The organism is Mucilaginibacter panaciglaebae (assembly GCF_039539265.1).
GTDB classification, from domain to species: domain Bacteria; phylum Bacteroidota; class Bacteroidia; order Sphingobacteriales; family Sphingobacteriaceae; genus Mucilaginibacter; species Mucilaginibacter panaciglaebae.
This window is the reverse complement of the sequence record NZ_BAABCV010000008.1, coordinates 91,990-104,601: the sequence shown is the minus strand read 5'-3', so window position 1 is coordinate 104,601 and position 12,612 is coordinate 91,990. Positions and strand designations below refer to the sequence as shown.

General features: G+C 43.0%; 13 protein-coding genes. 9 read left to right on the top strand and 4 right to left on the bottom strand.

Annotation, left to right across the window (positions count from 1 at the left end; all coding sequences use genetic code 11):
- The first annotated feature begins 39 nt into the window (after positions 1–39).
- The 3 genes from ABD772_RS12165 to ABD772_RS12155 all read left to right on the top strand — a co-directional run bounded on the left by ABD772_RS12165 (position 40) and on the right by ABD772_RS12155 (position 3,389).
- Positions 40–558 carry a DUF892 family protein gene (locus ABD772_RS12165; protein WP_345104640.1) on the top strand — a complete coding sequence of 173 codons (519 nt, stop codon included), beginning with the start codon at positions 40–42 and terminating at the stop codon, positions 556–558.
- Positions 559–715: 157 nt separating this feature from the next.
- Complete coding sequence (gene truA, locus ABD772_RS12160; protein WP_345104637.1) at positions 716–1,483, top strand: tRNA pseudouridine(38-40) synthase TruA; 768 nt, start codon at positions 716–718, stop codon at positions 1,481–1,483.
- A 157-nt stretch (positions 1,484–1,640) separates the two neighbouring features.
- Positions 1,641–3,389 (top strand): ABC transporter ATP-binding protein, encoded by a 1,749-nt coding sequence (locus ABD772_RS12155; protein ID WP_345104989.1) that lies wholly within the window; start codon positions 1,641–1,643, stop codon positions 3,387–3,389.
- Between the two features lie 70 nt (positions 3,390–3,459).
- On the opposite strand, the gene ABD772_RS12150 is transcribed toward ABD772_RS12155, so the two are convergent.
- Complete coding sequence (locus tag ABD772_RS12150; RefSeq protein ID WP_345104634.1) at positions 3,460–3,654, bottom strand: hypothetical protein; 195 nt, start codon at positions 3,652–3,654, stop codon at positions 3,460–3,462.
- 155 nt (positions 3,655–3,809) lie between these two features.
- Between ABD772_RS12150 and ABD772_RS12145 the strand changes: the two genes are divergently transcribed.
- From ABD772_RS12145 to ABD772_RS12135, 3 genes are all read left to right on the top strand, one after another.
- Positions 3,810–4,688, top strand: coding sequence for a cell division protein FtsX (locus ABD772_RS12145; protein WP_345104631.1), 879 nt, complete (start codon positions 3,810–3,812; stop codon positions 4,686–4,688).
- 129 nt (positions 4,689–4,817) lie between these two features.
- Positions 4,818–5,072: a DUF3098 domain-containing protein gene (locus ABD772_RS12140; RefSeq protein WP_345104628.1), complete on the top strand. Its 255-nt coding sequence runs from the start codon at positions 4,818–4,820 to the stop codon at positions 5,070–5,072.
- Between the two features lie 34 nt (positions 5,073–5,106).
- Positions 5,107–5,910 carry an undecaprenyl-diphosphate phosphatase gene (locus ABD772_RS12135; RefSeq protein ID WP_345104625.1) on the top strand — a complete coding sequence of 268 codons (804 nt, stop codon included), beginning with the start codon at positions 5,107–5,109 and terminating at the stop codon, positions 5,908–5,910.
- A gap of 359 nt (positions 5,911–6,269) precedes the next feature.
- Here ABD772_RS12135 and ABD772_RS12130 read toward each other — a convergent pair whose 3' ends face one another.
- From ABD772_RS12130 to ABD772_RS12120, 3 genes are all read right to left on the bottom strand, one after another.
- The gene (locus tag ABD772_RS12130) at positions 6,270–7,376 is read right to left on the bottom strand and encodes an acyltransferase family protein (protein WP_345104623.1); all 1,107 of its coding nucleotides are present in this window, start codon (positions 7,374–7,376) and stop codon (positions 6,270–6,272) included.
- Positions 7,377–7,550: 174 nt separating this feature from the next.
- Positions 7,551–8,786 carry an RNA polymerase sigma factor gene (locus tag ABD772_RS12125; protein WP_345104621.1) on the bottom strand — a complete coding sequence of 412 codons (1,236 nt, stop codon included), beginning with the start codon at positions 8,784–8,786 and terminating at the stop codon, positions 7,551–7,553.
- A gap of 87 nt (positions 8,787–8,873) precedes the next feature.
- Positions 8,874–9,221 (bottom strand): YciI family protein, encoded by a 348-nt coding sequence (locus ABD772_RS12120; RefSeq protein WP_345104618.1) that lies wholly within the window; start codon positions 9,219–9,221, stop codon positions 8,874–8,876.
- Between the two features lie 528 nt (positions 9,222–9,749).
- Between ABD772_RS12120 and truB the strand changes: the two genes are divergently transcribed.
- From truB to ABD772_RS12105, 3 genes are all read left to right on the top strand, one after another.
- Positions 9,750–10,487, top strand: coding sequence for a tRNA pseudouridine(55) synthase TruB (truB, locus tag ABD772_RS12115; RefSeq protein ID WP_345104615.1), 738 nt, complete (start codon positions 9,750–9,752; stop codon positions 10,485–10,487).
- Positions 10,488–10,544: 57 nt separating this feature from the next.
- Positions 10,545–11,477, top strand: coding sequence for a bifunctional riboflavin kinase/FAD synthetase (locus ABD772_RS12110; RefSeq protein WP_345104612.1), 933 nt, complete (start codon positions 10,545–10,547; stop codon positions 11,475–11,477).
- 69 nt (positions 11,478–11,546) lie between these two features.
- On the top strand, positions 11,547–12,599 hold the full coding sequence (locus ABD772_RS12105; protein ID WP_345104609.1) for a DUF2157 domain-containing protein: 1,053 nt from the start codon (positions 11,547–11,549) through the stop codon (positions 12,597–12,599).
- Positions 12,600–12,612 lie beyond the last annotated feature (13 nt).

Here is a 12,612-nt window from a genome sequence, read left to right as displayed (position 1 = left end):
TATTTGTAATTTTAGTGCACCTTATTTACTACATACAACATGGCAAATACCCCTGATTCTTCGATGAGCCCTACAGATGTAAAGCTTGGAGATAACCATTTGAAAAGCATTTTTCTGGAGCACTTAAATAGCATCTATTTTGGCAAGCACCATTTACTGGCTTTTTTTGACGAGATAGAAACCATTGCTTCATTGCAACAACTTAAACTGGCTATTGATGAATTACGTACGGATACCCACAAGCAGATAGACTACATGGATGATATTTACCATTCCATAGATGCTGAGCCTTCTAAGATCAGTGTGCTTGGTATTAAAGGGGTAACGCTTGAGGCTTATTTGTCGGTAATTAAATCGGGTAAAACGCCGCTAGAACGCGATGTTTTTATATTGTTTTACCTGCAAATCATTGAGGGTATTGAGGTAACTTATTTCAAGGTATTAAAGAATCTCGCTAAGGAGATAGGCTATAATTGTACTTTCCTCGACCAACCGTTTGACTTGGCCGTGGAGAATAAATTTTTGTTTGAAGCTATTCATAAGGAGTATATTAGTTAGATTTGGTTAAAGTTTTGGCCACTGGTTCAATTTATCAGCCCAATATTGCCTTGTTTATAGCAGCCTATATTGCTTGCAAAAGAGGCTTGCCGACTAAGACCTTTGCTTAAATTGTAAATCTTAACTCGTAATTCGCAAATCCACGTACCTTTGCCTCGTGGCAAATCTACAACGCTATTTTATCGAATTAGCTTATGACGGCACCCATTATCATGGCTGGCAGGTTCAGCCTAATGCTGTAACTGTACAGCAGGCTTTGGACAAAGCGCTATCTACCGTTTTGCGGACGCCAATTGAAACAGTAGGCTGCGGACGGACCGATACCGGTGTTCATGCCAAAGAATTTTTCGCACATTTCGACCTTGAGGCTATAGCCGATAGTCCATTGTCCGTAGATAATGCCGTCCGAAGCATTAACGCGGTATTGGGGCCAGATATCGCCATCAAAAATATTTTTACGGTTGATGCCGAAATGCACGCACGATTTAGCGCCATGTTGCGATCTTACCAATATCATATCCATTTTTGTAAAGACCCTTTTAGACATAATTATTCCTGGTTGCTGCGCGATGAGCCGGATTTGGAGCTAATGAATGAAGCTGCAAAAATTATTATGGAGTACACTGATTTTAGCTGCTTCAGTAAATCAAACACCCAGGTAAAAACCAACAACTGCAAAATAAGCCGCGCCGAATGGGTTAAGGTAGACGGAGGTTTCGTGTTCTATATTTCTGCCGACAGGTTCCTGCGCAACATGGTGCGCGCTATTGTAGGCACGCTGCTGATGGTTGGCAGAAAAGAAATAACGCCCGAGGATATTCGCGGCATCATTACCAGCAAAAACCGGAGCAACGCAGGGGCATCGGTGCCGGCGTGCGGATTGTATCTGACCGAGGTTAAATACCCAATGACCGGAGGCGAATAATAGCCTTGGCAAATTTTATTTAGATCAATAAAAAGGTAACTTTGTTTAAGTGAGCAACCAATCAAACAACTCTCAAAAAGATACTTTAAAAACTCCTCCTTCAAAAGGCGCGGGCGTTACCGGTAAAGCATTCGACTGGAACCTGCTCAAGCGCGTAATGCACTATGTTAAACCGTATAATACTACGTTTGTCATATCTGCATTTTTAACCGTGTTTCTGGCGGCTAACGCGCTGGTGCAGCCTATACTTATTCAGAAAACACTGGATGAGTACATTATGTTGAACGATTACAACGGCCTGCTCTTTATGGTCGAGCTAATGATTGCCCAGTTAATTATTCAGACTGCCGCGCAGTATTATCAGACTTATTTAACTAACGCCCTGGGTCAATCGGTTATCCGCGATTTGCGGATTGATATTTTTAACCATGTTACCAGTTTGCGGCTAAAATATTTTGACCGCACACCTATCGGTATGCTCATTACCCGTACCGTATCCGACCTGGAAACTATTGCCGATATTTTTTCTGAAGGATTGATTTCCATTATTGGCGATCTGCTTCTTGTAGTAGCTGTTGTCGGCCTGATGTTGTATCAGGACTGGAAGCTGGCTCTTATTACCATGATACCGATGCCGCTGCTGTTTGCGTCGACTTATATTTTTAAGGAAGCTATTAAATCATCTTTCCAGGAAGTACGAACGCAGGTGGCGCATCTGAATACTTTTCTGGCCGAGCATATTTCGGGCATGAGCATTATCCAAAACTTTGCACGCGAGGACCAGGAAATGCGTAAGTTCAAGGCTGTTAACCTGAAATACCGCGATGCGAATATTCGCTCCAACTGGTATTATTCGATATTTTTCCCGGTTGTCGAAATTTTGTTCGCTATTTGCATGGGGCTGCTGGTTTGGTATGGTTGTAAGCGTATGCTGTCTGATGAGCAGCTGGCGCATCTTACTGCGTCGAACAAAGGCATTACGCCCGGTGTTATTACCGGCTTTATTTTGCTGCTCAATATGCTGTTCAGGCCAATAAGGCAGCTTGCCGATAAATTTAACACGTTGCAAATGGGCATGGTAGGTGCCGATCGTATCTTCAAAGTATTAGATACTGATGAGGTAGCGCCTAACCCCGGCACGCTACGTCCTAAGCGTTTAATTGGCGAGATTGAATTTAGCAACGTTTGGTTTGCTTATAACGATGAAAACTGGGTGCTTAAAGATATCAACATCCATGTAAAACCTGGTGAGACGCTGGCCCTGGTAGGCGCAACCGGCGCGGGCAAGTCATCAACCATAAACATTCTGAACCGTTTTTATGAGATTGGTAAAGGCGAGGTGAGAGTAGATGGTCATAACATTATTGAGTATGATGTAAACTACCTACGGGCACAGATTGCTACCGTGATACAAGATGTATTTTTGTTTACAGATACCATTGCCAATAACATCAGCCTGAATAATCAAACCATAACCCGCGAGCAGATCATCGCGGCAGCAAAAGATGTAGGAGCGCACGAGTTTATTGAGCGCTTACCTGGCGGTTATGATTATAATGTAATGGAGCGCGGCTCAACGTTATCTGCAGGTCAGGCGCAGTTGATTTCGTTTATCCGTGCACTGGTTTATGACCCGGCGATATTAGTGTTGGATGAGGCCACATCATCTGTAGACACCGAAACGGAATTATTGATACAGAACGCCATTAACAAGCTCATGCAGGGGCGCACAGCCATTGTGATTGCCCACCGCCTTTCAACCATACAAAACGCCGACAAGATCATCGTGTTAGACCACGGCGAGATCAAAGAGATGGGCACACACCAGGAACTACTACGCATAGAAAACGGCTACTACCGCAAACTATACGACCTGCAGTTCAACTCGACAGGCATAGCCAGGTAGTTGGCGAGTCTGCAGTCGTGAGTCTTAAGTTAACGATAACCAGGGACGCTTTTGACCCCAGATTCCCCCCTCAAGATTTCTTCCCCGGATTAACCGGTTGCTCGTCTCTTTCGTGTTTCGTGGCGATATCGCCACCATGCGGCTTTTTAGCATCATATTCTTTATCGGCTGAGCGAACTATAGCTTTGCCGCCTTTGTCGTTCGGTCTGTCGGTAGGTGTATCCGAAGGCGACGCTTTATCTGTTGAATTTGCTGGTTTTGTCATAATGTTATTTAACAGGTATGCGGGGAGATTTGTTTAATGACAAAAAGTAATAGGCGTTAAATAATGTTAAACTCCTCCATAAAAACCAATTAAAAAAATATAAACTTTTACCTTTAGACAGGGTTTCTTAAATTCGCAGAAACTAACAGTATACAATGGAAGAATTTGAAGTAAGCGAATCGGCCAATAAAACTAAAACCATATACATATCAACTGTATTTGGTATTGCTATGGTATTGCTGATGGTTGGCTTACTCGGGCTGATATTGGTACATGCTAATAACCTGTCGCGCTATGTGAAGGAAAATATCGTACTCAATATTTTTGTGGACGACGCCGCACATGAAACCGATGTAAGGCAATTGCAAAACCAGTTGGAGAGCAACCCTGCAGTTAAGCAAGCTGTCTACGTAAGTAAAGAACTGGCAGCCCGTAACCTGCAAAAAGACCTGGGCGAGGATTTTGTGCGATTTTTAGGTTATAATCCGCTGTCGCAATCGTTGGATATATACCTTAATGCCGACTATGCCAACAATGCCGAGATCACCAAGTTCAAAGCTAATCTGTTAAAGAACCCCATAGTAAAAGAAGTTAAATATCAGCAATCATTGGTCGACCAGATGAACTCCAACATAGGTTCTATAAGCCTGGTAATACTGGCCTTTACCGCAATTTTTGTGGTGGTATCAGTAGCGCTGATTAATAACACCATCCGGCTGGCTATTTACTCGCAAAGATTTCTGATCAAGTCTATGCAGTTGGTAGGGGCAACAAAAGCTTTCATTCGTAAGCCGTTTATTTTGTATGGTATATGGCACGGCTTACTGGGCGGTTTAATCGCTGTTATTATCCTGGTAGCTACGCTGTACTTTGCTAACCTTGAGATCCCCGATTTAGTGATTCTTCAAAATAACGCCGAGTTCGGTATCGTATTTTTAGGTGTGATTGGTTTGGGGATATTTATATCGGCATTTAGTACTTACCTGGCAGTAAACAAGTTCTTAAGATTAAAAGTATACGATTTATACAGATAGAGCGATGAATAGGTAAGTAATAAATAGTGAGTTGTTGATGAATAAATATAAATCCATTTGCAATTCTTTATTAACCGCTCCTGATACATTCATTAATCACTCAATCACTAATTCAATCATTAAATAAACATGGCAAAGACCACGCAAACAAAATCATCAGCTAAAACACCGGCGGCCAACACAACTCCGGTAAAGTTTATATTCGATAAAAGCAATTACACCTGGTTTATTATCAGTATTGCAGTAGTAGCATTGGGCTTTGTACTGATGTCTGGTACTACCGATATCTACAGTACTACAAAAATTGTGATCGCACCAATTGTCGTATTGGCTGGTTTCGGTATCGGTTTTTATGCTATTTTAAAGAAGTCTGACAATAAGTAATAGCTAAACCTTTCAACCTTAGCCCTCCCTTAAAATGAATATTATTCATGTTCTCATCCTTGCACTAATTGAAGGATTGACCGAGTTCTTGCCTGTGTCGTCAACCGGGCACCTGGTTGTAGCCAGCGCCATTATGGGCATTGGTAAAGACGAGTTTGTTAAGCTTTTTGAGATTGTTATTCAGTTGGGCGCCATCCTGGCTGTAGTGGTATTGTACTTTAAACGCTTTTTCCGTTCTGTTGATTTTTATGTAAAGCTGGTTATAGGAGTAATTCCGGCGGTAATTTTTGGCGTATTACTAAAAAAGAAGATCGACATATTATTAGAAAGCCCGCTGGTAGTGGCCGTAGCTTTTATATTGGGTGGGGTTATATTGCTTTTTGTAGACAAATGGTTTAATAAGCCAACCGTCACCGAAGAGAAACAAATTTCGCATGTAACGGCATTGAAGATCGGTTTTTTCCAATGTCTGGCGATGATTCCCGGCGTGTCCCGTTCAGGCGCGACCATCGTAGGCGGTATGAGCCAAAAGCTAAGTCGTAAAGCAGCAGCCGAATTTTCGTTCTTCCTGGCCGTGCCTACCATGTTTGGTGCAACCCTGAAAGATCTGTACGATTTTTACAAACATGGCAACATGACAGCCGCAGATATTCATCAGGATATTAAGTACCTTTTAATTGGCAGTTTGGTGGCATTTGTTATTGCTATGGCGGCAATTAAGTCATTTATTACCTTTTTAGAGCAAAAGGGCTTCAGGCTTTTCGGTGTTTACCGTATACTGGCCGGTATAGTAATTATTGTATTGTACTATTATAGCAACGTACTGCACACAGTTTAAGACACTTACATTTTAGGCATCCGCAAGCCATATTAAAAGGCTGCCCTTTTTTTTGTGCATACTTAGGTATAAGTAACAAAAGTGTTATGTCTGTGAAAGTAAACAATATCTCACTTCGGCATAGCGTTTGTACAATACTTTACATCAATCAGAATTAACGTAATGTGCTTAGTTGATGTGATTGTTCGCTAAGCATATCTTTCTCATATATTGGTTTATAATTGGTTAGTAAAAGCCCCTGCCCATCAGGGGCTTTTCTTTTTACTTCTCTCAAGCCAATTATCAATACATGGCAGATCAAACAGAATAATTTGGTGGTATCAGTTACTTTTGGCGACCATAAGTACAATATTCCGATTCTACCCAAGCTTTTTCCGCAACCATTTCCGAACAGGCTCGTCATACCATTTTAATGCGGCATAGGCCAAAATAATGCTGCTTATTAAAATGAGTAATGCATAAGGCAACGCCTGCACCATAGTTACCCCTTTATGATTGCTGATGCCGGCAACGTAAAAATATACCAGCGGGTAATGTACCAGGTAAAGCGGATAGGATATGTCACCTAAGAATTTGCATATCCTGTTCTCTCTTTGGGTTTGTGTGACGCCGCTGGCCCCGAGGTATACGATAAGCGGAAAAACGATAATGATGCAAACAGATTCATAGATACCGTTCATCCAAAGATGCTCAGCGCCGCCAAGGCGGGGCATATAAAGCACTATGGCAACCAAAAGGCTGCACCATAAAAACGCATGCTTAATCCGGGTTGGTTTCACCACACGCGAAAGTAACAGACCGGCAAAGAAAGGGTATAGGACACGGGTGAATCCAATGCGCATGTGTTGTACATTCAGTGTCCAGCCGCCGCTGACATCGCCGTTGGTGATGGCCAGATGAGCGAGCGCGATTGCTGCGACGCCGACCAGGATACTTAATGCCGTTTTGGAGAATTTCCTGATCCAGACAGCATACAGAATGTTGGCAATGTATTCAAACAACAATGACCAGCCCACGCTATTCATTGGGTGCATCTCTTCCCAGCCACGTATATCAAGCGATAATGGTACCGGCAGGATAGTATAACCGATCAGCATCACCAGGAGCATCTTCCAGACAGGAACAGTATGAATGAGCGGCCATAGCGTAGAATCTGTAAAATAGAAACCTATGGCGCCGAGAGTCATGCCTAAAACCACCATTGGCTGCAGACGTTCAATACGGCGTTTGAAGAAGCTGCCGGCCGTCATTTTATTCCATCTGTCGTCATACGCATAGCCGATCACAAAACCCGACAATAAAAAGAAAAAGTCGACAGCCAGGTAACCGTGATTAACCAATTTATCTAAATTACTGGTAGATAATGGCTCTGCCAGATGAAAGGTTACAACGATAATAGCTGCGACACCGCGAAGGCCGTCTAATATCGGGTAGTGTGGCTTGGTGACCAGTTCATTATTATTCATTAGTAAAATTGGATATACAAACTATAAATTAAAACCGGCGCAAAGTATGAAAAAGAACGCATCGGCACCAATGACTCAGCTGGCGAATTCACTGCTAAATAAGCTTTATGCTAAGCCTCGTCTGAATATTTATGTAAGATTTCTCATTGATGGGAATGCCCACATTTTAAGTTGCTAGGTAGCATCCAGGTCCTTAATATTCCGCTTTATCTGATTTTTTTCCTGCGACGTTTTAGCCAGCTTTAAAGCGGTTTGCAGGTGTTGCAGCGCTTTTTCATGGTCAATATCACGATATAAATATCCCAGTAATGAATGATACAAATGACTGTCGGTTAGCTGCGTCAGTTTTTCTGCTTCAATAATAGCCTGTACTTTTCCTTCGGCTTTAGCCAGGGCATAAGTTCTGTTTAATGCTGCCATAGGTGAATATTCAAGGATGAGTAGTTTGTTGTAAAGTTGTAATACATTTTTCCATTTTTCGGCACTGTCGGCTTTTTGTGTATGCCAGTAGGCAATGGCTGCTTCCAGATGATAGCGGGTAAGTTGGTTGCCTTTTGCAGCACGTATCAGGTAATGCGTACCACGCGATATCAATTCGTCGTTCCACAGGCTGCTGTCTTGTTCGTCGTAAATAATGATTTCGCCATTTTTGTCAATACGTGCCTCAAATCGCGAAGCATGAAAACACATCAGCGAGAATAGGGCATTTACCTGCGGTAAATCGGTAGCGCGGTTTTCAATCAGCAGATAATTTAAACGCATAGCCTCCAGGCACAGGTCTTTGCGCATATTGGTGTTGCCACTGGTAGAATAATATCCCTCATTAAAAAGCAAATACAACGTTAGCAAGACAGTCTCCAGCCGTTTATTGATCTCTTGATTATCCGGAAATTCAATTTTTACCTGCTGTTCGCGCAGTTTCTCTTTGGCGCGAAACAGGCGTTTGTTAATGGTTTCTTTGTTAGATAAAAAAGCATCCGCAATTTCGTCAATGCCAAAACCGCAAAGTATGCGCAGAGCCAGGCCTACCTGTGCTTCGGCAGGGATAGCAGGCTGACAAATGGCAAACATCATTTGTAGCTGGCTGTCGTTGATGTTTGCGTCCGATAAATCGATGTCTAACTCAGCGTATGTGGTTTCCGCTCTTAAATGCAGGCTAACCTTTTGGTCAAATACCGTGTTGTGCTTCAAATAATCTTTCGCTTTGTTTTTGGCAACGGTGTAAAGCCAGGCCGCCGGGTTAACCGGTATCTTACCATCTGCCCAGGTTTCTGAAGCCAGCAAAAAGGTATCGCTTGCGATGTCTTCAGCAACCTGGATATGTTCAAAACCAAACAGCCGGGCCAATACCGCAATGATCTTGCGGTACTCGGTGCGATATAAATGGGGTAAGATCTGATTGTTTTTCATAGAACGCTCCCCGGCCCCTCCGAAGGAAAGGGAGTGACATACAATTATTAAAAAGCCCCTCTCTCCAAAAGGAGAGGGGGGGGGAGATTACATCGCCATTTGCACAATCTGCCTTACCTCAACGCTGCCATTAGCGTTCAGGATAGGACAGCCTTTTGCAATTTCGGCGGCTTCTTCAAGCGACGCTGCACGAATTACGGTGTAACCGCCAATTACTTCTTTTACCTCGACATAAGGGCCATTTGTTACCACGGCGCCGGGTTTAATTACCCGTCCGTCAAAATCGAGGCGATTGCCGCGGTCGGCCAGTTTGTTTTGGGCGGCCAGGCTGCCCATCCAATCTTGCCATGGTTTAGTAGCTTCTTTTAGCTGCTCTGGAGTGAATTTGTTCTCGATGCTTTCATCGCGTCTAAAGATCAATAGGAAATCGTTCATTTTAGTACAGTTTAATGTTTTAAAACTAAATGACGACTCGCTTCTTAAGAATTGGACAAGTCGTCAAAATAATTTTTAAACCATACCATGAAGGTAGAAAAATTTAAGCGCTTTGGTTCACCGCATTAAAAGCATCCGCCGGCGGTAGTTGGTGGTATTTTATTTTGTGTGGATTGATTGTCATTTTAAAACAGCTATGTAAAAATTGGGGTCAGGTGTTTCACTTAGGTGTTTCATCTCATTTGGTCAATAAGTCAAAAAAAATGGATAATATGTTTGCTATCAGTGTATTAAGTGCGTTTACCTGAAGTATTGGTAGTGTTTCAAAGTGTTTCACTGCGTTTTTGTAATCCTTTAATATACAGCTGGTTAATATGAAAAAGTGTTTCAAGTGTTTCAAAGTGTTTCACTTTTTTATGAAACACCAATAAGCAAAAAAGATGAAAACGTATTGATCAGCCAGGCAGCGTCCTGAAACGGAACGTCCCGACAACATACCAAGCTTATTATTACCTTTGCAGCGTGAACATGGATACATTGAATACCACGCCGCTAAAGGATAAAGAATTTAAATTTGCCGAAGGCGAGTTGCTGCTGGTAAATAAACCTTACAAATGGACAAGTTTTGATGTAGTAGGCAAACTGCGCAACTCATTTAAACCGCTGAAGCTGAAGGTTGGCCACGCCGGGACGCTTGACCCGCTGGCTACCGGTTTGCTGATTATCTGTACCGGTAAGATGACCAAACAGATAGACACCTTTCAGGCCGAAGAAAAAGAGTACACCGGTACCATGATCCTGGGGGCCGCCACGCCCTCGTACGATATGGAAACCGAGGCTAATGAAAAGTTTGATACAAGCAACCTTACAGACCAGCAAATCCGTAATGCCTGTAAACAGTTCACCGGCGATATACAGCAGTATCCGCCGGCTCACTCGGCCATCAAGGTCGACGGTGAAAGGCTATATGAAAAAGCCCGCCGCGGCGAGGAAGTTGAGCTAAAATTACGCAACGTAACCATTACCAGGTTTGAGATTACCCGCATTGCCCTGCCCGAAGTTGACTTTAGGGTAGTATGCAGCAAGGGTACTTACATTCGCTCATTAGTAAATGACTTTGGCCGCGCGTTGGACAATGGCGCTTACCTGTCAAAATTAACCCGCACCCGCAGCGGCAACTTTAAACTGGCAGACGCCTGGGAGGTGATGGAGCTGGTGGCAGTTATAAAAGCGGAAAGCGGAAAGCCAAAGGCTGAAAGCTTATAATGGATATTTATATAAAGAGCTTTTAGCTTCAGGCTTTGTGCTCTTAGCTTAATAAAAATGAACATTTACCATCATATTGATGATTTTAAACCTGTTGAAAGTGCCGTAGTTACCATTGGCACGTTTGACGGGGTACATCTCGGCCATCGCAAGATCATAGCGCGTATTAAAGAGTTGGCTGATGCCTGTGGCGGTGAGACGGTGATCTTAACTTTTTTTCCGCACCCGCGCATGATATTGCATCCCGAGGATGACAGCATCAAGCTGATCAATACAATTAATGAAAAAGCCGAATTGCTGGAGCAACTTGGAGTCGACCACCTGATTATTACCCCGTTCTCCTGCGATTTCTCAAACCAAAGTGCCGAGGATTATATCAGGGATGTACTGGTTAATAAAATAGGTACTAAAAAGATTGTAATTGGCTACGACCATCATTTCGGCAAAGACCGTAGTGGCGGGCTGGATGATCTGCTGCGCCTGTCGCCGGTTTATGGTTTTGAAGTGATCGAGATACCTGAGCAGGATATCAATGACGTAGCCGTTAGCTCAACCCGCATTCGTGAGGCTTTGCTGGCTGCTGACATTGATCTGGCCAACATCTTCCTGGGTTATCCGTTTTTTATCACCGGTAAAGTTGTTCGCGGCGACCAGATTGGCAGACAGATTGGTTACCCTACAGCTAATATCCAGGTCGAAGAAAAATATAAACTCATCCCTGCTGACGGCATCTTCGCTGTTAAAGCGCAGCACAACGGGCAGCATTACAAAGGCATGGCTTATATAGGCAGCCGCCCCACCATTAATGGCATGACGCGGAATATAGAAGTTAACCTGTTTGATTTTAATAAAGAAATATACAATGAGGTTATCCGGATGTCGTTTTATCACTACGTGCGCGGCGATGTCAGGTTTAATGGCCTTGATGAACTTAAGGCACAAATAACCCGCGATAAAGAAGATGTATTAAGGCTAATGGCCAAAAGTTGATGCGTTGGTGCAAACTTTGCTATTATTGCAAAAGTTCTCTGCATAAGGCACACGCAAAACCAATAATATATGCCTAAGCTAAATATTGATAGGGTAGAAAGCGAATTTCTGAATAAAACTATAACCCACTGGCAGGAGGAGGGGATGCTGAGTGACGATACAGCCGAAAAACTACGCGGTTCGTACGAAGTTAAAGGTTTCGACTGGATGCGGCTTGCCAAATATTCGTTTTGGATAGCGCTGATTTGCGGTGGGGCATCGTTTGCTTTTCTTATAGTTAATGATGCTGTGGTCAGATGGCTTAAACATCTATATTATACCCCGGATATTGTTATCAGCATCATCTCGGCCGTTGCGGCTGTTTTCCTGTTTTATTGGGGGCGCCGCAGAGAGCGGTTTTATCCGGAAAAGATATTTAGTAATGAGGCGGTAATTTTTACCGGCATACTATTCACTGCTTGCTGCATTGCTTACCTGGGCAAAGCGCTCGACCGTAATTCGGGACATTATTCGCTGCTTTTCCTTCTTTCGGTGTTTGTGTATGGCTTTTTAGGCTGGCGCATGCAGTCGAAGCTGATTTGGTTATTTTCGCTGATATCACTGGGTAGTTGGTTCGGTACCGAAACGGGCTATCAAACGCATTGGACAGATTATTTTCTAGGGATGAATTATCCGTTGCGCTTTGTACTGTTTGGTTTGGTCCTCATTGTAGCCTGTGCGCTGTTGAAGAACCGTAAATGGTTTGCCTACTTTTGGGAACATACCTACGTGGTAGGTTTACTCTACCTGTTTATGTCATTATGGTTACTCAGTATATTTGGCAACCTGGGTAGTTTAGATGTATGGTATCAAATTAAACAGATCACGCTATTTTATTGGGGCATTATATCAATATGCGCGGCCGGAGCGTTTTTGTTATACGGGTTAAAAAATAACGATGATATATCGCGCGAGTTTGGTATTACCTTTCTCATCATATTCATCTACACTAAATATTTTGAATATTTTTGGGACAATACCAACAAGACTGTTTTTTTTGCCATACTTGCAGCCTCATTTTGGTTAATTGGCCGCAAAGCCGAAAAGATATGGAACCTGAAAAGTAAAAATTCATCTGTATAATATAATTGGTTAG

Bases quoted from the DNA above. Each gene is read 5' to 3' on its own strand.
- ABD772_RS12165 (WP_345104640.1), top strand. From the start codon at position 40: ATGGCAAATACCCCTGATTCTTCGATGAGCCCTACAGATGTAAAGCTT.
- ABD772_RS12155 (WP_345104989.1), top strand. From the start codon at position 1,641: ATGCACTATGTTAAACCGTATAATACTACGTTTGTCATATCTGCATTT.
- ABD772_RS12150 (WP_345104634.1), bottom strand. From the start codon at position 3,654: ATGACAAAACCAGCAAATTCAACAGATAAAGCGTCGCCTTCGGATACA.
- ABD772_RS12145 (WP_345104631.1), top strand. From the start codon at position 3,810: ATGGAAGAATTTGAAGTAAGCGAATCGGCCAATAAAACTAAAACCATA.
- ABD772_RS12140 (WP_345104628.1), top strand. From the start codon at position 4,818: ATGGCAAAGACCACGCAAACAAAATCATCAGCTAAAACACCGGCGGCC.
- ABD772_RS12135 (WP_345104625.1), top strand. From the start codon at position 5,107: ATGAATATTATTCATGTTCTCATCCTTGCACTAATTGAAGGATTGACC.
- ABD772_RS12130 (WP_345104623.1), bottom strand. From the start codon at position 7,376: ATGAATAATAATGAACTGGTCACCAAGCCACACTACCCGATATTAGAC.
- ABD772_RS12125 (WP_345104621.1), bottom strand. From the start codon at position 8,786: ATGAAAAACAATCAGATCTTACCCCATTTATATCGCACCGAGTACCGC.
- ABD772_RS12120 (WP_345104618.1), bottom strand. From the start codon at position 9,221: ATGAACGATTTCCTATTGATCTTTAGACGCGATGAAAGCATCGAGAAC.
- truB (WP_345104615.1), top strand. From the start codon at position 9,750: ATGGATACATTGAATACCACGCCGCTAAAGGATAAAGAATTTAAATTT.
- ABD772_RS12110 (WP_345104612.1), top strand. From the start codon at position 10,545: ATGAACATTTACCATCATATTGATGATTTTAAACCTGTTGAAAGTGCC.
- ABD772_RS12105 (WP_345104609.1), top strand. From the start codon at position 11,547: ATGCCTAAGCTAAATATTGATAGGGTAGAAAGCGAATTTCTGAATAAA.